At 70.2% G+C, this 15,870-nt stretch carries 22 protein-coding genes and 2 pseudogenes; 10 read left to right on the top strand and 14 right to left on the bottom strand.

Translation table 11 applies throughout. From position 1 onward, the window contains the following. The first annotated feature begins 25 nt into the window (after window positions 1-25). Window positions 26-682, top strand: coding sequence for a peroxiredoxin (locus ACQUSR_RS13705; RefSeq protein ID WP_431042845.1), 657 nt, complete (start codon window positions 26-28; stop codon window positions 680-682). Here ACQUSR_RS13705 and ACQUSR_RS13710 read toward each other — a convergent pair. After that, on the bottom strand, window positions 670-1,719 hold the full coding sequence (locus ACQUSR_RS13710) for an aldo/keto reductase (RefSeq protein WP_431042846.1): 1,050 nt from the start codon (window positions 1,717-1,719) through the stop codon (window positions 670-672). The two genes, ACQUSR_RS13705 and ACQUSR_RS13710, sit on opposite strands and share 13 nt — an antisense overlap. A gap of 137 nt (window positions 1,720-1,856) precedes the next feature. On the opposite strand from ACQUSR_RS13710, the gene ACQUSR_RS13715 reads away from it, so the two are divergent. After that, window positions 1,857-2,477, top strand: a complete 621-nt coding sequence (locus ACQUSR_RS13715; RefSeq protein WP_431042847.1) for a TetR/AcrR family transcriptional regulator C-terminal ligand-binding domain-containing protein — start codon at window positions 1,857-1,859, stop codon at window positions 2,475-2,477. An 11-nt stretch (window positions 2,478-2,488) separates the two neighbouring features. Here the strand turns inward: ACQUSR_RS13715 and ACQUSR_RS13720 are convergent, their stop codons facing one another. From ACQUSR_RS13720 to ACQUSR_RS13730, 3 genes are read right to left on the bottom strand one after another with little or no spacing between them, the layout of a single operon-like run. Then, a complete protein-coding gene (locus tag ACQUSR_RS13720) occupies window positions 2,489-2,956 on the bottom strand; it encodes a hypothetical protein (RefSeq protein ID WP_431042848.1) in 468 nt (155 codons plus the stop codon). Then, complete coding sequence (locus tag ACQUSR_RS13725; protein ID WP_431042849.1) at window positions 2,947-3,186, bottom strand: hypothetical protein; 240 nt, start codon at window positions 3,184-3,186, stop codon at window positions 2,947-2,949. Before ACQUSR_RS13725 ends, ACQUSR_RS13720 begins: the two co-directional genes overlap by 10 nt. Further along, a complete protein-coding gene (locus tag ACQUSR_RS13730) occupies window positions 3,183-3,353 on the bottom strand; it encodes a hypothetical protein (RefSeq protein ID WP_431042850.1) in 171 nt (56 codons plus the stop codon). Before ACQUSR_RS13730 ends, ACQUSR_RS13725 begins: the two co-directional genes overlap by 4 nt. A 236-nt stretch (window positions 3,354-3,589) precedes the next feature. Between ACQUSR_RS13730 and ACQUSR_RS13735 the strand changes: the two genes are divergently transcribed. The 4 genes and pseudogenes from ACQUSR_RS13735 to ACQUSR_RS13750 all read left to right on the top strand — a co-directional run. Continuing rightward, complete coding sequence (locus ACQUSR_RS13735; RefSeq protein WP_431042851.1) at window positions 3,590-4,399, top strand: helix-turn-helix domain-containing protein; 810 nt, start codon at window positions 3,590-3,592, stop codon at window positions 4,397-4,399. Continuing rightward, entirely contained in the window at window positions 4,375-4,587 is a 213-nt protein-coding gene (locus tag ACQUSR_RS13740) for a DUF397 domain-containing protein (protein WP_431042852.1), read from the top strand. The genes ACQUSR_RS13735 and ACQUSR_RS13740 overlap by 25 nt, the downstream gene beginning before the upstream one ends. Then, window positions 4,584-4,781, top strand: a complete 198-nt coding sequence (locus ACQUSR_RS13745; RefSeq protein WP_431042853.1) for a DUF397 domain-containing protein — start codon at window positions 4,584-4,586, stop codon at window positions 4,779-4,781. The genes ACQUSR_RS13740 and ACQUSR_RS13745 overlap by 4 nt, the downstream gene beginning before the upstream one ends. A 30-nt stretch (window positions 4,782-4,811) precedes the next feature. Further along, a pseudogene (locus ACQUSR_RS13750) lies at window positions 4,812-5,012 on the top strand (pyridoxamine 5'-phosphate oxidase family protein); the annotation flags it as partial. A 93-nt stretch (window positions 5,013-5,105) separates the two neighbouring features. Here ACQUSR_RS13750 and ACQUSR_RS13755 read toward each other — a convergent pair. After that, the gene (locus ACQUSR_RS13755; RefSeq protein WP_431042854.1) at window positions 5,106-5,528 is read right to left on the bottom strand and encodes a hypothetical protein; all 423 of its coding nucleotides are present in this window, start codon (window positions 5,526-5,528) and stop codon (window positions 5,106-5,108) included. A gap of 84 nt (window positions 5,529-5,612) precedes the next feature. On the opposite strand from ACQUSR_RS13755, the pseudogene ACQUSR_RS13760 reads away from it, so the two are divergent. After that, window positions 5,613-5,693 (top strand): annotated as a pseudogene (locus ACQUSR_RS13760) (PPOX class F420-dependent oxidoreductase); the annotation flags it as partial. 121 nt (window positions 5,694-5,814) lie between these two features. On the opposite strand, the gene ACQUSR_RS13765 reads toward ACQUSR_RS13760, so the two are convergent. Next, window positions 5,815-6,279 (bottom strand): hypothetical protein, encoded by a 465-nt coding sequence (locus ACQUSR_RS13765; RefSeq protein WP_431042855.1) that lies wholly within the window; start codon window positions 6,277-6,279, stop codon window positions 5,815-5,817. Window positions 6,280-6,551: 272 nt separating this feature from the next. On the opposite strand from ACQUSR_RS13765, the gene ACQUSR_RS13770 reads away from it, so the two are divergent. Next, window positions 6,552-7,271, top strand: a complete 720-nt coding sequence (locus ACQUSR_RS13770; RefSeq protein WP_431042856.1) for a hypothetical protein — start codon at window positions 6,552-6,554, stop codon at window positions 7,269-7,271. 22 nt (window positions 7,272-7,293) lie between these two features. Here the strand turns inward: ACQUSR_RS13770 and ACQUSR_RS13775 are convergent, their stop codons facing one another. The 3 genes from ACQUSR_RS13775 to ACQUSR_RS13785 all read right to left on the bottom strand — a co-directional run bounded on the left by ACQUSR_RS13775 (window position 7,294) and on the right by ACQUSR_RS13785 (window position 10,123). After that, window positions 7,294-9,144: a caspase, EACC1-associated type gene (locus ACQUSR_RS13775; protein WP_431042857.1), complete on the bottom strand. Its 1,851-nt coding sequence runs from the start codon at window positions 9,142-9,144 to the stop codon at window positions 7,294-7,296. Between the two features lie 2 nt (window positions 9,145-9,146). Continuing rightward, the gene (locus tag ACQUSR_RS13780) at window positions 9,147-9,617 is read right to left on the bottom strand and encodes an effector-associated constant component EACC1 (RefSeq protein ID WP_431042858.1); all 471 of its coding nucleotides are present in this window, start codon (window positions 9,615-9,617) and stop codon (window positions 9,147-9,149) included. 92 nt (window positions 9,618-9,709) lie between these two features. Next, window positions 9,710-10,123, bottom strand: a complete 414-nt coding sequence (locus ACQUSR_RS13785; RefSeq protein WP_431042859.1) for a winged helix-turn-helix transcriptional regulator — start codon at window positions 10,121-10,123, stop codon at window positions 9,710-9,712. 64 nt (window positions 10,124-10,187) lie between these two features. Here ACQUSR_RS13785 and ACQUSR_RS13790 point away from each other — a divergent pair, with 64 nt between their 5' ends. Then, window positions 10,188-10,919: an NAD(P)-binding domain-containing protein gene (locus ACQUSR_RS13790; protein WP_431042860.1), complete on the top strand. Its 732-nt coding sequence runs from the start codon at window positions 10,188-10,190 to the stop codon at window positions 10,917-10,919. A gap of 135 nt (window positions 10,920-11,054) precedes the next feature. Here ACQUSR_RS13790 and ACQUSR_RS13795 read toward each other — a convergent pair whose 3' ends face one another. The 4 genes from ACQUSR_RS13795 to ACQUSR_RS13810 all read right to left on the bottom strand — a co-directional run bounded on the left by ACQUSR_RS13795 (window position 11,055) and on the right by ACQUSR_RS13810 (window position 14,935). Then, on the bottom strand, window positions 11,055-12,461 hold the full coding sequence (locus tag ACQUSR_RS13795) for a dicarboxylate/amino acid:cation symporter (RefSeq protein ID WP_431042861.1): 1,407 nt from the start codon (window positions 12,459-12,461) through the stop codon (window positions 11,055-11,057). Between the two features lie 367 nt (window positions 12,462-12,828). After that, window positions 12,829-13,089: a DUF4229 domain-containing protein gene (locus ACQUSR_RS13800; protein WP_431047567.1), complete on the bottom strand. Its 261-nt coding sequence runs from the start codon at window positions 13,087-13,089 to the stop codon at window positions 12,829-12,831. A gap of 157 nt (window positions 13,090-13,246) precedes the next feature. Beyond that, window positions 13,247-14,410, bottom strand: a complete 1,164-nt coding sequence (gene mqnE, locus ACQUSR_RS13805) for an aminofutalosine synthase MqnE (RefSeq protein WP_431047569.1) — start codon at window positions 14,408-14,410, stop codon at window positions 13,247-13,249. A 69-nt stretch (window positions 14,411-14,479) separates the two neighbouring features. Beyond that, complete coding sequence (locus ACQUSR_RS13810) at window positions 14,480-14,935, bottom strand: Lrp/AsnC family transcriptional regulator (RefSeq protein ID WP_431042862.1); 456 nt, start codon at window positions 14,933-14,935, stop codon at window positions 14,480-14,482. 113 nt (window positions 14,936-15,048) lie between these two features. Here ACQUSR_RS13810 and ACQUSR_RS13815 point away from each other — a divergent pair, with 113 nt between their 5' ends. Next, window positions 15,049-15,192 carry a hypothetical protein gene (locus ACQUSR_RS13815; protein WP_431042863.1) on the top strand — a complete coding sequence of 48 codons (144 nt, stop codon included), beginning with the start codon at window positions 15,049-15,051 and terminating at the stop codon, window positions 15,190-15,192. Here ACQUSR_RS13815 and ACQUSR_RS13820 read toward each other — a convergent pair. Next, window positions 15,189-15,860 (bottom strand): UbiX family flavin prenyltransferase, encoded by a 672-nt coding sequence (locus tag ACQUSR_RS13820; protein ID WP_431047571.1) that lies wholly within the window; start codon window positions 15,858-15,860, stop codon window positions 15,189-15,191. The genes ACQUSR_RS13815 and ACQUSR_RS13820 overlap by 4 nt on opposite strands. Window positions 15,861-15,870 lie beyond the last annotated feature (10 nt).

The following is a 15,870-nucleotide window of genomic DNA, read 5'->3' on the forward strand; positions in this document are numbered from 1 at the left end:
CGCGCCACGCACGTCAACAACAAGCGTGATCACCAGTGCCTCGCCGTCTTGGCCAAACGAGAACGACCACCCGCACCGGCTCCCCGAGGGCCTGCCGGTTCCCGAGGACGACGGCGCCGCCGCCCACCTGGCGGGCCGGCGGCTGCCGTCGATCGCGCTGCCGTCCACAGCGGGCGGCGCGGTGGCGCTGGGCGGCCTGGACGGGACGGCCCAGCTGAACCCGGCGAGTGCGCCGGATACGCCGGACCCCCTCGGCAAGGGCCGCTGCGTCCTGTACGTCTATCCGCTCACCGGCCGCCCCGACCGGGACCTACCGGAGGGCTGGGACGCCATCCCCGGCGCACGCGGCTGTACGGCCGAGGCGTGCGGCTTCCGCGACCACCACCAGGACCTCGCCGCCGCGGGCGCGGCCCGGGTGTTCGGCGTCTCCAGCCAGGACACCGCGTACCAGCGGGAGGTCGTGGAGCGGCTGCGGCTGCCCTTCGCGATGCTCTCCGACCCCGGCCTCCGGCTGGCCGAAGCGCTCGGCCTGCCCACGTTCCGCGCGGACGGGGCGACCCTGTACAAGCGCCTGACGCTCATAGTCCGGGACGGCGTGATCGAGCACGTCTTCTACCCGGTCTTCCCGCCGGACGAGCACGCCGGTCAGGTGCTGGCCTGGCTGCGGGATCACCCCGCGTGACGGGCGAGGGGATGCGGGTTGAGGCGGGCGAAGCCCTCCTGGCGCTCGTAGGGGAAGTACGGATACGGGGCGGTCTTGGCGCTCGCGGCGTCGAGCCTCGCCACCTGATCGGCGGTCAGGCTCCATCCGACGGCACCGAGGTTCTGCCGTAGCTGCGCCTCGTCGCGGGCCCCGATGAGGACGGAGGAGACGGTCGGGCGCCGCAGCAGCCAGTTGATGGCGATCTGGGGAATGGTCTTCCCGGTCTCCCCCGCTATCTCGTCGAGGGCGTCGACCACCCGGAACAGCAGCTCCTCCTCCACCGGAGGGCCGTAGTCCGCCGTCTTGTGCAGTCGGCTTCCGGCCGGGAGCGGTCGACCGCGACGGATCTTGCCGGTCAGCCGCCCCCAGCCCAACGGGCTCCAGACGACGGCGCCGACGCCCTGGTCGTCCGCGAGCGGCATCAGCTCCCACTCGTAGTCGCGACCCGTGAGCGAGTAGTAGACCTGGTGCGCCGCGTATCGCTGGTAGCCGTGCCGGTCCGCGACGGCGAGCGACTTCATCAGCTGCCAGCCCGCGAAGTTCGAGACCCCGGTGTAGCGGAGCTTCCCGGCCCGTACGAGGTCGTCGAGCGTGGCGAGCACCTCCTGGACCGGCGTTCCCGCGTCGAAGGCGTGGAGCTGGAAGAGGTCGATGTAGTCCGTGCCGAGGCGGCGCAGCGCGTCCTCGACGGCCCTGATGAGGCGTGACCGGGAGGTGCCCGCGTCTCCCGGTCCGTCGCCCATCGGCAGCCCGGCCTTGGTGGAGAGGATCACCTGGTCGCGGCGACCCTTGATCGCGGCGCCGAGCACCTCCTCCGAGGCGCCGCCGGAGTAGACGTCGGCGGTGTCGAACATCGTGACCCCGGCCTCCAGGCAGATGTCCACGAGGCGGCGCGCCTCCGCCGCCTCGGTGGTGCCCCAGGCGCCGAAGAGCTCTCCCCGCCCGCCGAAGGTCCCCGCGCCGAAGCTCAGTGCGGGCACCATCAGCCCGGACGCGCCCAGCCTTCTGAATTCCATGGCCGATCCCTTCCCCAACGAACATCTAACGGGACCCGCGTCCCGTTAACATGGGTACAACGTAGCAGAGCTCGACCCCTTAATGGAATTGGAGTCCCGTTATGACCTCCGGAAGCGTGGAACCGGGAAGCGGAAGCATGGACCCGGGAAGCGTGGAACCGGGCACCGTGCGCCCCGGCGGACGGACGGCGCGCGTACGGGCCGCGGTGCTGCGCGCCGCCGGAGACGCGCTGGCGGAAGGCGGCCTCGCCCGCCTCGACCTCGCCGACGTGGCCCGTCGCGCGGAGGTCGGGAAGACGACCGTGTACCGCCGCTGGGGTACGCCGACCAACCTGGTCGCCGACCTGCTCGCGGAGATGGCCGAGCAGTCACTGCCGCGCACGGAGACCGGCACGCTCCTCGGCGACCTGCGCGCCAACGCCCGGCTCGTCCAGCGCACGCTGGCCGACACCCGCCAAGGCGCCCTCTTCAAGGCGGTGATCGCCGCCGCCACCTGCGACGACGAGGCTGCTGCGGCCCTCCACCGCTTCTACGAGACCCGCGTGGCGGAGTGGGAACCGTGTGCCCAACAGGCCGTCGAGCGAGGCGAGCTGCCGGAGGGAACCGACACCCGCGAGGTGATCCGCGCCGTCTCCGCGCCCCTCTACTACCGCCTGCTGACCACCGACGCCCCCCTCGACGAGCCGACCGCCGACCGCGCGGCGGAAGCCGCGGCCGCGGCGGCACGGGCGGGGGTCTTCACCGGGGCGGCGCTTTGACGGAGGAGCCGTCACTCCTTCCGTCGAGAACGGGTGCGGCCTGGCGCGAGGAACACGAGGAGCAGGGCCTCCGCGTAACGCCCGGCGCAACGCCCGGCCCGGGCCAGGGCACGGCGTAAGACGCTCGCGGGCCGCCGCGCGGGGCGCGGGAGGGCGTGGGCGCGCGAACCAGGCGGACGGCGGGAGGTCATACCCGCCGGCACGAGCACGGTGTGGCCGGGGCCAGAGGCGGGGGTGGCGGGCGCGGGGTCCACACGGCAGAACCGCTCCACGGTGAACCTGAACTGCGCGTGCGCCGGGTCCCCGCGCGTGTGGTCGATCATCCACGCCTGGACCGGCCGCCGGTCGTTGTCCATCCAGACCTCTTCCCCGCACCGGATGCACTGCGCCCCGAAGATCCCCTCCGGCGCCCCTTCGGCGGTCTCGGCACTGAGCACCCACTCGGCACCCTTGACGATCAGGCCCGCGTTCACAGCCACGCTCCGGGGACGGCCCGGTACGGGCGGGTGACGTGCTCCCGATACGTGAGGTGTTCGGGGTTGGCCCTGAGGTGCCGGACCACCCACTCGTGCGCGACGTCGACGTCCTCGCTGCGGTGACCGATCTCCTCGCATACGACGCACGTCACGGCGTACGTGTGCGGCTCGGCATCGGGCTCGGTGTCCGGCGTGATCGCGTACTCGCGGAACCGGTACGAAGCGCGGGTCACTTCTTCCCCCCTCGGGCCAGGTGGTCCCGGATCAGCTTCGCGAGCGCGTCGGCGCGTTGGCCGAGTTCTGTGAGGGTGGGGGTCGGGCGCTGCGGGTTGTCTTGATCTCCACCCTGCTGGGGCGGATTCGGCTGCGGTTCGAAGGTCCTGCCGATAGGGTTCGGCATGTCGTCAATCTCCATGGGGTTGATGGCCACGCCCCCGGACGCCACGAACGTCGCGGGGGTCTTCGCTTGAACACCCCTCAGCCTGGCGGAAGTTCACCTATCGTGACCAGAAGGTCACGTGTACGCACCCAGTGTGGGCGTTGACGTAACGCAGCCTGCCTGGTTAAGCGACGGAGAGGTGTTCGATGCCGCCACGGAAATCCATCTCGCAGAACGGCAAGCGGTCACCCCGCGTGATGCTGGCCGATGAGCTGGCGCGGCTGCGGGGCGCGTCCGGGCTGTCCCTACGGGAACTAGCCGACAAGGTCGGATGGGACTACACCCACGTGCACAGCCTGGAGAAGGGGAGAAACCTCGGTGGCCCGGAGGTCATCGAGGCACTGGACACGGTCTACGGGACGACACCCATGCTGATGCTCCTGTGGGAGCTCGCCAAGGATGGGGCAACTTTCCGCGAGAAGTACGTGCGGTACATGGAGCTTGAGGCAGAAGCCCTGGCCATAGAGCACTACACCGGGAACTTCGTTCCCGGCCTACTCCAGACCGAGGCCTATGCCCGCGCGCTGCTGTGGTCCACACCGCACCGGCCAGAAAACCTCGCGGAGTTGGAGGAACAGCTTGAAGCGCGCATGGGTCGGAAGGAGGTGCTGCGGCGCGAACCTGCCCCGTACCTGCGGGCGATCCTCGATGAGGCGGTACTCAGGCGCCCTCTGTTGGACCCGGAGGAGTGGCACGCCCAGCTCGCCTACCTCGTTGAAGCGGCGTCGCTTCCGCACGTGACCGTGAGGATCCTCCCCTACTCCGTGGGGCTGCACGATCTCGTGGGCGGATCACTGACCATCTTTAGGCGTCCCGATGACCGCACGGCGGCCTTCATGGAGAGCAGCAAGGGCGGCGAACTAACCGAGGAGCCAACCGCGATCGAACGGCTCAGGCTGTCTTACGATGCAGTACAAGACTTGGCCCTGTCGCCCCGGGACTCCGTGGCGTTCATCAACCAACTGATGGAGGACGGCGCACCATGCGATCCCTCGGCATCGACCTGAGCACCGCCGTGTGGCGCAAGTCCAGCTACAGCGACGGGGGGCCGAACAACTGCATCGAGGTCGCCGACGGCTACCCCGACCTCACGCCCGTCCGCGACAGCAAGGACCCCCACGGCCCGGCGCTGCTCTTCTCCGCCGACGGCTGGACGTCATTCGTCTCCGCCATCAAGCGCGGCGAGTTCTCGTGACGCCCACCGCGTGGCGCAAGTCCAGCTACAGCGATGGAGGGGCGAACAACTGCGTCGAGGTCGCCGACGGCGACCCCCGCGCCGTCCCCGTCCGCGACAGCAAAGACCCCCACGGCCCCGCCCTCACCTTCCCCGCCGACGCCTGGTCCGCGTTCCTCTCCGCCATCAAGCGCGGCGAGTTCCCCGCCCCCTGACAGACTGGAATGCCTGGCCACACGCGGTGCTGGGACGCCGAAGCGCGCATCGTGCGGTTCTCCACCACTGCCGACCGCGTCAAGGTCAAGCAACTCCGGCGTGACCCGCGCGCGGCCGTGCATGTTCCGGGCGGCGACGTATGGTCGTTCGCCGTCGCCGACGGCGAGGCCGAGGTCTCCGAGGTCACGACCACGCCGGGCGATGCGGTCGGGCGGGAGCTGCTCGCGATTGGTTGTGTTCACGAGTTTGGGCTCTGGCCCAACTTCTGTGGTCCGTGACCGTGGGTCACCAGGGAGGTCAGCGTCAGCCGGCAGGGCCCGCTCTCACTCCGCTCGCGCTGCCCGTCGGCGCCGCCAGGCGAGCGCCGGTGCGGTGATGGCCAGGGCGAAGAGGACGGCCGCCATGATGAGGTGCGGGACCGTGTGGCCCTGCGCGAGCGTGTAGAGCCCGCAGGCCGCGCCGCCGGCAGCGACGCCCAGGGCGGGCGGCCATCGGTCGGCGGTCAGGCCGGTGCCGACCACGAACAGCGTGGGCATCGAAGCGAGGAACAACACCCAGCTGCGCAACTCGTAGCCGTCGGCGGCGACGCAGCCGCCCCTGGGCCCGCGCGTGCAGCCGCCTTCGACGAACCCCAGGAAGCCCCAGGTCGCGGCCGCCAAGACGACGACGACCAGTGGAATCCACCACCCCCGCGACCAGTTCTTCTCATCGAGCGACCACCTGCGCGTCGAACGCCCGCCTGCCATACCCCTACCCCCATGTCGATGACCGCCGAGATCATAGAGCGCACCCGCCGGCGGAGCACTTCGCGGGATGGCGGATCGCCCTCACAGTTGGTCGCCGAGCGCCGGGTGGTCATCCGGCTGAAGGTATCTCGGCTGTACGGGACGGCACTCGACATCAACGGCTAAGGACTGGTTACAGCCACCCGTTGGCCCAGCCTGGGCACCCGGATCGCCCAAGAGGGCCGCACCCCAACGGGTACGGCCCTCGTTCATGGGCCCTTCGGGCCGGTCAGGACTACACCGCGCGTCAGGCCTTCACATTCAGGCCGGGCGAGCACAGGTTGCCCGAGGAGCTGGTCACGCACAGGTTGATGTAGAGCTTTTTGCCCTCGGCGACGTCCTTGGTCTGCTTGGCGCCGTCGCCGTTTCCGCTGGCGCTGATCTTGATGCCTATGGACGCCTCGCCGCGCGCGCCGAAGCCGTCGGCCGCGAAGTCATAGACGTAGAGGGTGTCGCCCTTGGGGTACATGTCGCCGCCGGGGTCGGCCTGCCAGTGGACTTCGGCGACGACGTTTCCGTGGCGGTCCTTGGCCCAGATGGTGCCGTCGCCGAGCTGATCGGCGCGGGACCCGAAGGTGACGTCGGGCGTCCCGGCCGCAGCCTTCGGGGCGACCGGCGTGGTGGAGTCGGCGGCGGCGGGTGAAGCGAAGATGGCGGCGGTGACGATTGCGGCGCCTGCCGCAGCGGCAGTACGCGCGAGGATGGATGCCATAGCTGGTTGTCCCCCGTATCAGGTGGTGACGTTGTCGTGGCGCCAGTTGGGGTCGTCCCTCTTGCCGACCTGGATCTTCCGGGGCGGCCTTCAGGCCATCGGCGAACTTCTCCCCAGCGTGCCGCGATATGGCCGGCACGTCCTTAGCGCTGAGTGCACAGCCGCGTTGGCAATGAGTTCACTCGGTAGTTCTGAGGGCCCTCCTCGGCCATCCTGGTGCTCGCAGCCGTGCATTAAGATCAATGACTCATATCCACGGGGGAATTCGCACCATGAGTTACAGCCAGCCTCCGGGCAGCGGCCCGGGCTACGGCTATCAGCAGTCGGCCCCAGGCCATCCGGCACCGTACGGCCAGGCACCGCCGCCCGGCGGGGGCAGGAACGGCAAGACCGGTGGCCTGGTGATCGCTGCCATGGTGGCCATCGTCGCGACTGTCGGCGGCATCGTGCTGTTCACCGGCAGCGATGACGACGGGAAGAAGAGCAGGGGCCCGGGAGAGGCCATGGTCGCCCCCCAGGAGGTGTACGGCTACACCCTCCAGAGCGGGCCGCCGGAGTACGGCGACCCCAGGGCCAAGGCTGAGGAGGGCGAGCAGCAGGCGATGCGGCGGATTCCCGGCCTGACCGGCCCGAAGTCCACGATCGCCTGGTACAGCGGCGGCTCGATGGGCAGGTCGACGATGAAGTTCAAGGGCATCACCGCGGAATCGGTGGGGAACCAGGAAATGATCGCGGACCACCTGCTCAAGACCGACGCGCAGTACATGATCGGCCCGGACGCCGTACCCGTGGGTGACCCCCAGGGCTACGCGTACGAAGACTTCGGCAGCGACGTTCTGAAGTGCCAGGATTTCAAGACCGGGCACACCCCAGCCGCCATGTGCGTATGGGTCGGCAGCACGGTCGGTGAAGTCGCCCTGGACGACACCTTTTCCATGAACAAGGACACAGCCGTCGAGGTCACCGCGGAGATGTACGAGGCCGTGGGCTAGAGCCTGTCGCGGGCCGGGCGCCTCACTCCTCCGCCGCGTCGAGTGCCCTCAGCGCCTCCGCCTCCTCGGTGGCCTTCTGCGCCTCCTCCTCCCGGTCCAGTTCCCGAAGGTCGATGCTCAGGTTCTCCAGCACCCAGGCAAGCGTGTGGCGGTAGGCCCCCGGGTCGGCCTTGGCCATGAGCCGGAGCAGGTCCACGGCCTCGGTGTCGGCCTCAAGGGCTTCCTTGTGCCGATCGAGATTCGTCAGGGCCACGCCGTAGTCGACCAGGGCGTCGACAAGGTCGCCGCGATGGTTCTGCGGGGACTCCTCGGCCAGGACCCGGTAGATGTCCACCGCCTCGTCGCTCACCTCCAGTGCCTCGTCGAGGCGGCCGACCTCGGTGAGGATGCGCCTGCGGACACCCAGTTCATTGGCGAGCGCCTCGTTTGAGCTGGTGGGGTCCTCGGTCGCCAGCTCTCGGTACCGCGACACCGACTCCTCATTGGCCAGGAGCGCCTTCTCGTGCTGATCCAACCCGCTGAGGATGTCGGCCATCTGGCCGAGCGCCCATGCGAGGTCCCAGCGATACCCGGGCTCTCCTTCCTCCACCCAGGCTCGATACAGCCCGGCCAACTCGTCGTAGACGACTGATGCCTTCGCCTGCCGCCCCAGGCGGGTCAGGATGGCACCCAGCCTCTCCAGGGCCTTCGCGAGATCGCCGCGGTGGAGCAAGGGGTCCTGTCCGGCGAGCATCCGGAACAACCGCACCGATTCTTCGAGGGCGCTCCGCGCTCCTTCCATCCGGCCCAGATTCTTCAGGTCGAAGCTCAGATGCCTCAGCGCTTTGGCCAGATGGGGGCGGTATCGGGTCGCGTCCGCCTTGACCAGCGTCCGGTAGACCCCCACGGCTTCGGCGTCCGCGGCCCGCGCCTCCTCGTGGCGCCCCTCGCGGGTGAGTTGCACGCCCCACTTCAGCAGCGCGGCGGCGAACATCTCGCCGTACGTCGCGAGGTCCCCCTCGGCCAGCGGGCGGTAGGCGGCCACGGCCTCTTCGAGATCGCCCGCCTCGACCAGTTCCTCGGGCGTGGCCTGCCCCGGTGACGGCGGGGAGCCCGGGGTGGGGGCGACCGGCGTGCGCTCGGTGAGCACCAGTTCCTGCGCCGTCTCCGTCCCGCACCGCTGCGGCGCGGGCAAGCCCTGTCCCGTCAGCGACCGGTGAAGCCCCCGGTACAACGCGTCAAGCGTCAGGCCGGACGCACCGGATGCACCGGGCACACCGGACGCGGCGCCCGGTATCCCCTCCCGCAGCAGGGAGATGAGTTCCCCGGTGAAGGCGGTGTGCCGGGCGCCCGGGGCCACGACGGCGGGCTCGTTCGCCGGGGCCGACGTCAGGATGTACGTACCGGAGATGTCGATCTGGCCCATCACCGCCGACACGTCGTCCGACAGGTGCTCGCCGATCGCGCGGCCGGAGAAGCAGCAGTCCAGCAGCAGGATCCGGTTCTTCGCCGGGCTGGCGAGGAACGCCTCCCGCACCCCCTCGAACGACAGCGCGGTGTAGATCAGCGCGTCCGGGTCGGTCTCGACCAAGGCCAGATACAGCTCCCGTCTGCGCTGTCCCACCAGCCCATGGCCCGCGTAATAGACGAGGAACACGTCCTCGGCCTGGCGGGCCGCGTGGAGGAGCTGGCGGCCCACGCCGTGGCCCTCCACCGGGTCGGCGATCTCCACGCAGTGCTCGGGGTGGAAGGCCCCGCCGCGTGTCCTGGTGAGTTCGCGGCGCAAGTCGCGCACGTTGTTGTGGACCGCCGGCACATCGGGCAGCGCGGGGCTGGTGTACCCGCCGACGCCGATCAGTACGGCGCGGGAACGGTCCCGGTCAGGCAGGCGCACGCTCACTGGCCCCCTGCCGCCGACGCTCCGTCCTGGCCCTGGCCCTGGCCCTGGCCCGGCTCGAGGTCCTGGCCCGGCTCCGGGTCCTGGCTCTCGCCGTCCCGGCCCGCGTCCTGCTGCTGCGCGTGCAACGCCACCCGCAGCAGCGCCTCCACCTCGGCGAGGCTCTTCACGTGCTCGGCGGAGACCTCCGTACGCCGCCCGTCCGGTGCGACGATCTCCACTCGCGCGTTACGGCGCCTGGGCTGCTTGAGGTAGACGGCCAAGGTGCGCGCCAGCACGGTGAGCGCGCCGCCGCCGCTGAGGGTGACGACCAGGGCGTCCGCCCAGCCTCCGCCCAGTTCACCCGCGCCCGGGGCGGCGGGGGCCGACCGCACCCGGCCTCGTAACTCGGGCTCGTTCGCCAGCCATTCGGTCAGTTCCACCTTGGCGTCGAACCGGTCCTCGCCCGCCACGGCCAGCCAGCACTCCACAGCGCCCGCCCCCTCTACCCTTGTCTCCCACCCCTGGCGTCATCCGCCACGGGGAGACAAGTCTGCCGTAAAGCAAGGCTGGTAACGGCGCGTCAGGCGTTTGACGCCCGGGACCCTTCGAAGCGGTCCTGGGCCGCCAGGACGGCGTCCCCGTGGACCGCGGCCCAGGCGCCCAGTGCGCGGATCGGGTCGAGCAGGGCGGTGCCCGCCTCGGTGAGGGTGTAGTCGACGCGGGGTGGGGCCTCGGCGTAGCGGCGGCGCTCCACCAGGCCGTTGTACTCCAGCCGCCGCAGCGCGTCGTTGAGCACCTTGGGGCTGAGGCCGCCGATCCGGGCGAGCAGCGCGCGGGGGCGCATCGGGCCGTTCTCGCCGAGGACGAAGACGACGACGCTGTCCCAGCGGTTGGCCAACACCTCGAAGGCGATCCGGGCCCGGCAGTCCGCCGCGAACGGATCGCCGCCCATGCCCTCCCCCGGCATTCCCATGTCCTCCCCCGACGCTCCCATGCCGACATCCTGCCCTGCCGATGCCTACCAAGTGGTGTGCATCGGCCCACCTAGCGTCCAGGACATGACACACGACACGTCGTCCCACGACACGACGTCCCATGACACGAACCACGACACGAACGGGAGCAGGACGATGCGCATCGGCATTCTCGGTACGGGCGCCATGGCGGCGGCGCTGGGCGGGGCCTGGGTGCGGGCCGGGCACCAGGTCATGGTGGGCGGGCGGGACGCCGCGGCCGCCGCCGCGACGGCGGCCCGTATCGGGGCCGCCGAGCACGGCGGGCCGGCCGAGGCGGCGCGGTACGGCGAGGCCGTGCTGGTCGCCGTACCCGCCGACGCCGCACCGCTGCTGGCCAAGGAGCTGGCCCCTCAGCTCGCCGGGCGGACCCTGCTCGACTGCACGGTGCCGATGGCGCCCGGCGCCGACGGCCCGGCCCTGACCACGGCCGGCGGCACGGACTCGGTCGCCGCGCGCCTGGCGGCCGCCGCGCCGGAGGCGCATGTCGCCAAGGTCTTCGGCATCTGCCACGAGAGCATCTGGACCCTGCCGCGGCCCGCGTTCGAGGGTGCGCCGCTGGCCGTGCCCTTCTGCGCGGACGCGCCGTCCGCCGCCGCGCTGGCCTCGGAGCTGATCACGTCGATGGGCTGCGCCCCGATGCCCTGCGGCGGGCTGGACCGCGCGGCGCTGCTGGAGGCGACCGCGGTCTTCGCCATCGGCGTGTGGTGGTCCGGCGGCGAGGCCCGGCACGCCTTCCCCGCCCCCGCCCTGGCCCCCGGCGCCATCGACGACTAGGGCCTCCTCTAAGGGCGGTGGTGGCGGGCGCCCGCCCGCACAGCGCTGACGGCCACCGCCATCCGTACAGCACCGTGCCCCGGCCTCATCCCATGAGGCCGGGGCACGTCGCGTATCAGCGTCGTCGCGTCGTCGCTACACGGCGGCCACCGGAACGGCCACCTTCTGCTCGGCGCCGCGGACGTCTTCCGCGTCGACCGGGGAGCCCGTGGCGGAGTCGTACGCCTCGCGGTCCAGGATCTTCTCCCGCGCGGCGACGATCACCGGGACCAGCGCCTGGCCGGCGACGTTCGTGGCCGTGCGCATCATGTCCACGATCGGGTCGATCGCCATCAGCAGGCCGACGCCCTCCAGCGGGAGGCCGAGCGTGGACAGCGTCAGGGTCAGCATGACGGTCGCGCCGGTCAGGCCCGCCGTGGCGGCCGAGCCGACGACCGAGACAAAGGCGATGAGCAGGTAGTCGCCGAGGTCGAGGTGCACGTCGAAGATCTGGGCGATGAAGATCGCGGCGATGGCCGGGTAGATCGAGGCGCAGCCGTCCATCTTGGTGGTGGAGCCGAACGGCACCGCGAAGGACGCGTACTCCTTCGGCACGCCCAGGCGCTCGGTGACCTTCTGGGTCAGCGGCATGGTGCCGACGGAGGAGCGGGAGACGAAGGCGAGCTGGATGGCGGGCCAGGCGCCGCGGAAGAACTGGAGCGGGTTGACCTTGGCGACCGTGGCCAGCAGCAGCGGGTAGACGCCGAACATCACCAGGGCGCAGCCGATGTAGATGTCGGCGGTGAAGGTGGCGTACTTGCCGATCAGGTCCCAGCCGTACTCGGCGATGGCGAAGCCGATGAGGCCGAGGGTGCCCAGCGGGGCGAGCCGGATGACCCACCACAGGGCCTTCTGGAGCAGCTCCAGGACGGCCTGGCTGAGGTCGAGGATCGGCTTGGCCTTCTCGCCGAGCTGGAGGGCGGCGACACCGGCGACGGCGGCCATGAAGACGATCTGAAGGACGTTCAGCTCGGTGAACGGGGTGACCACGTCCTCCGGGACGATGCCGGTGAGGAAGTCCAGCCAGGAGCCCGCGTTCTCGGGCTTGGCGCCGTCCTTGGGGGTGAGGCCGGTGCCGGAACCGGGGTTGGTCAGCAGACCGATCGTGAGGCCGATGGCGACCGCGATCAGCGAGGTGGCCATGAACCACAGGAGGGTCCGGGTGGCCAGCCGGGCGGCGTTGTTGACGTTCCGCAGGTTGGTGATCGAGACCAGGATCGCGAAGAAGACCAGCGGGGCGACGGCCAGCTTCAGCAGCTGGACGAAGATCGAGCCGATCTTGTCGAGGGTGGTGACCAGCCAGCCGACGTCACCGCTGCGGGCGGCCCAGCCGAGCAGCACACCCAGGACGAGACCCAGCAGGATCTGCGCCCAGAACGGGACCTTGGGGAGGCGGAAGGACGGCGATGAGGCGGAAGAGGAGGCTGCGGAGCCCGCCTTGGATATGGGCTCGGGCGGCGTGGAGGACAACGGACACACTCCGGGGACAGGAATGGGGGACATGAGAAAGCCGGAGGGTCCGTTATGGATCTCCGGCCGCTGCTCGGGGGAAACGTCAGCGGTGGCGACAGGCCGCGGACAGACAGCGGCAAAGATCGATGTGCAGGCGCGCCACGAGCGGAACGCTCATGGGAATCGGGTGCGCGGCTGCTGTCTTCATATCGAACACATTAACACCACGGCTTTGGGGTTCTCAAAGAGATCCTTTGGGGGCGCGGGGCGGATGTGGAGGGCGCCGGCGGGCGAGGGCAAGGCGCCCGGAACGCGAACGCCCCGCCTGCCAGCGACTGCTGGGGCGGGGCGTGCTGCCGGGGGCGCCGCACGGATGCGGGCGGGATGGCCGGGCGGAGGCTCGCGGTTGTGAGGAGGCTTACACGCCGTCCTGTACGCCGTCCTCCTGGCCGCGGTTGGCGGCCAGCTTCTCCTTGAAGCGATCGACCTTCGGGACGATCTGCTCGGACATGGCGTCGCGCTGCTTGCGCAGCAGGACCAGGCTCAGCGGCGCGGAGACGACGAGCGAGAGCAGCAGCACCCAGAAGAGGTTGGAGTTGTTGGCTCCGGCGGGGACCACCTTGAAGTAGACCAGGGCCCACATGACCAGGAAGCAGGCGGCGAAGACACCCAGACGCATGACGGTGTAGCGGAACGTCGCGTTCGGCTTGAGAGGCACGGCCGGACTTCTTTCTGCGGGGAGATCCTGTACAACCAGGCAACCAGTGAATCACGCCCCCTTATGGATCATTTCAGCGCGTCCGCCGCCACGCGGAGGTCGGCGACCAGGCCCCGGCTCAGAGGCGCATCGGCTGGGGCGACTCGCGGCGCTCCGGGTCCGGGCCGTCGTACTCGCGGATGACCTCGTACCGCGTGTTCCGCTCCACCGGGCGGAAGCCCGCGTCGCGGATCAGCTCCAGCAGGTCGTCGCGGGTGAGCTTGTTCGGCGTGCCGTAGTTGTCCGCGTCATGCGTGATCTTGTACTCGACGACCGAGCCGTCCATGTCGTCCGCGCCGTGGTTGAGCGCGAGCTGGGCCGTCTGCACGCCGTGCATCACCCAGAAGACCTTCACGTGCGGGACGTTGTCGAACAGCAGCCGCGACACCGCGAACGTCTTCAGGGCTTCCGCGCCCGTCGCCATCTGCGTCCGCGCCTGAAGGCGGTTGCGGATCTTGCCGTCCTTCATGTCCACGAAGTCGTGCTGGTAGCGCAGGGGGATGAAGACCTGGAAGCCGCCGGTCTCGTCCTGGAGCTCACGCAGCCGCAGCACGTGGTCCACCCGGTGCCTGGGCTCCTCGACGTGCCCGTACAGCATGGTGCACGGGGTCTTGAGGCCCTTCTCGTGCGCCAGGCGGTGGATGCGCGACCAGTCCTCCCAGTGGGTGTCGTGGTCGACGATGTGCTGCCGCACCTCCCAGTCGAAGATCTCCGCGCCGCCGCCGGTCAGCGACTCCAGGCCGGCGTCGATCAGCTCGTCGAGGATCTCGCTCGCGGACAGGCCCGAGATCTTCTCGAAGTGGTGGATCTCCGTCGCCGTGAACGCCTTGAGCGAGACGTTCGGCAGCGCCGCCTTCAGCTCGCGCAGCGAGCGCGGGTAGTAGCGCCAGGGCAGGTTCGGGTGCAGGCCGTTGACGATGTGCAGCTCGGTGAGGTTCTCCGCCTCCATCGTCTTGGCCAGGCGTACGGCCTCCTCGATGCGCATCGTGTACGCGTCCTTCTCCCCCGGCTTGCGCTGGAAGGAGCAGTAGGCGCAGGACGCGGTGCACACGTTCGTCATGTTGAGGTGACGGTTGACGTTGAAGTGGACGACGTCGCCGTTCTTCCGCGTCCGTACCTCGTGGGCCAGCCCGCCCAGCCACGCCAGATCGTCGGACGCGTACAGGGCGAGGCCGTCCTCACGGGACAGCCGCTCTCCGGCGCGAACCTTCTGCTCCAGCTCACGCTTGAGGCCCACATCCATCGATGCAGATGCAGTCATGCGGCCGCCGCCTCCCATATGTCTGCGTTTCGGGTCTTGACGAGCCTAGCCCTAGACGTTTTCGGGAAGTTCGCCGACCCGGTTCTCCCACTTCGTGGAGAGCACGATCGTCGTCCGCGTACGCGACACGCCCTTGGTGCCCGACAGTCGCCGGATGATGCGCTCCAGGCCGTCCACGTCGGACGCGCGCACCTTGAGCATGTAGGAGTCGTCGCCCGCGATGAACCAGCAGTCCTCGATCTCGGCCAGCTCGCGCAGCCGCTGCGCCACGTCCTCGTGGTCGGTGGCGTCGGAGAGCTGGATGCCGATCAGGGCCGTCACGCCCAGGCCGAGGGAGGGCGCGTCCACGGTGGCGCGGTAGCCGGTGATCACGCCGGCCGCCTCCAGGCGGTTGATCCGGTCCGTGACGCTCGGGCCGGAGAGGCCGACGAGCCGGCCGAGCTCCGCGTATGAGGCCCTGCCGTTCTCCCGGAGGGCCTGGATGAGCTGCCTGTCCACCGCGTCCATATACCTGGAGCCTTCCATTATTCAGCGATCTCGCGCGTTTACATGTAGAATCTAAGGCATCAGGGCCCGATGCCCTGTAAATCTTTCAAACGATCAAAGACGATCCTCAGGAGATGAGTCCTACCGTGTACACGATCGAGATGGCCTACATCCGCATGCGCGAGCTGCAGGAACTGGCCAACCGCTCGCGTGCCCATCAGCCCGCTTCCCACCGCACCCGCGCCGAGAAGCGCGCCGCGGCCAAGAAGAAGCGCTAGCCCTCCCCCCGGGAGCCGCCACCTGCGCGCAGCTCCCCTTCCCATCGGCGGTACAGCTTGTGCGGCACATCGACCGCGTCGAGCACCCGCCCGGCGACGAAGTCCACGAGATCCTGGATGTGCGTCGCCCCCGCGTAGAACGCCGGCGAGGCGGGCAGCACCACGGCTCCCGCCTCGTCCAGCGCCACCAGATGCCGCAGCGTCTGCCCGTTCAGCGGGGTCTCCCGCACCGCGACCACCAGCGGCCGCCGCTCCTTGAGCGTCACGCTCGCCACCCGCTGGAGCAGGTCCTTCGACAGGCCCAGCGCCACCCCGGCCACACACGCCGTGCTCGCCGGGACGATCAGCATGCCCTTGACGGGGTACGAACCCGACGACGGGCCCGCCGCCAGATCCCCGGCCGCCCAGTGCCGCACGCCTGACACATCCACGTCGAAAGCGTCGGGGGTGCCGTCCGCACCGCGCGCCAGCCACGCCCGCAGATCCTCCCGCCAGTGCGCGTCCCGGAACGCGATCCCCGTCTCGTCCAGCAGCGTCAGCCGCGACGCCCGGCTGACCACCAGGTCCACGGCCTCGCCCGCCCGCAGCAGCCCGCGCAGCACCGAGGCGGCGTACGGCGTCCCGGAAGCTCCGGAGACACCGACCACCCAGGGACGGCGCGGCGGCACCACACGGTCC

The organism is Streptomyces sp. P1-3 (assembly GCF_050613155.1).
Taxonomy (GTDB): domain Bacteria; phylum Actinomycetota; class Actinomycetes; order Streptomycetales; family Streptomycetaceae; genus Streptomyces.

What these genes read in the sequence shown, in the direction of transcription:
- ACQUSR_RS13715 (WP_431042847.1), top strand. Translation starts at nt 1,857, where the DNA reads ATGGACCCGGGAAGCGTGGAACCGGGCACCGTGCGCCCCGGCGGACGG.
- ACQUSR_RS13795 (WP_431042861.1), bottom strand. Translation starts at nt 12,461, where the DNA reads ATGTCCCCCATTCCTGTCCCCGGAGTGTGTCCGTTGTCCTCCACGCCG.
- ACQUSR_RS13740 (WP_431042852.1), top strand. Translation starts at nt 4,375, where the DNA reads ATGCGATCCCTCGGCATCGACCTGAGCACCGCCGTGTGGCGCAAGTCC.
- mqnE (WP_431047569.1), bottom strand. Translation starts at nt 14,410, where the DNA reads ATGGATGTGGGCCTCAAGCGTGAGCTGGAGCAGAAGGTTCGCGCCGGA.
- ACQUSR_RS13735 (WP_431042851.1), top strand. Translation starts at nt 3,590, where the DNA reads ATGCTGGCCGATGAGCTGGCGCGGCTGCGGGGCGCGTCCGGGCTGTCC.
- ACQUSR_RS13765 (WP_431042855.1), bottom strand. Translation starts at nt 6,279, where the DNA reads ATGGCATCCATCCTCGCGCGTACTGCCGCTGCGGCAGGCGCCGCAATC.
- ACQUSR_RS13770 (WP_431042856.1), top strand. Translation starts at nt 6,552, where the DNA reads ATGAGTTACAGCCAGCCTCCGGGCAGCGGCCCGGGCTACGGCTATCAG.
- ACQUSR_RS13810 (WP_431042862.1), bottom strand. Translation starts at nt 14,935, where the DNA reads ATGGACGCGGTGGACAGGCAGCTCATCCAGGCCCTCCGGGAGAACGGC.
- ACQUSR_RS13800 (WP_431047567.1), bottom strand. Translation starts at nt 13,089, where the DNA reads ATGCGTCTGGGTGTCTTCGCCGCCTGCTTCCTGGTCATGTGGGCCCTG.
- ACQUSR_RS13790 (WP_431042860.1), top strand. Translation starts at nt 10,188, where the DNA reads ATGACACACGACACGTCGTCCCACGACACGACGTCCCATGACACGAAC.
- ACQUSR_RS13785 (WP_431042859.1), bottom strand. Translation starts at nt 10,123, where the DNA reads ATGGGAGCGTCGGGGGAGGACATGGGAATGCCGGGGGAGGGCATGGGC.
- ACQUSR_RS13815 (WP_431042863.1), top strand. Translation starts at nt 15,049, where the DNA reads ATGAGTCCTACCGTGTACACGATCGAGATGGCCTACATCCGCATGCGC.
- ACQUSR_RS13710 (WP_431042846.1), bottom strand. Translation starts at nt 1,719, where the DNA reads ATGGAATTCAGAAGGCTGGGCGCGTCCGGGCTGATGGTGCCCGCACTG.
- ACQUSR_RS13730 (WP_431042850.1), bottom strand. Translation starts at nt 3,353, where the DNA reads ATGCCGAACCCTATCGGCAGGACCTTCGAACCGCAGCCGAATCCGCCC.
- ACQUSR_RS13755 (WP_431042854.1), bottom strand. Translation starts at nt 5,528, where the DNA reads ATGGCAGGCGGGCGTTCGACGCGCAGGTGGTCGCTCGATGAGAAGAAC.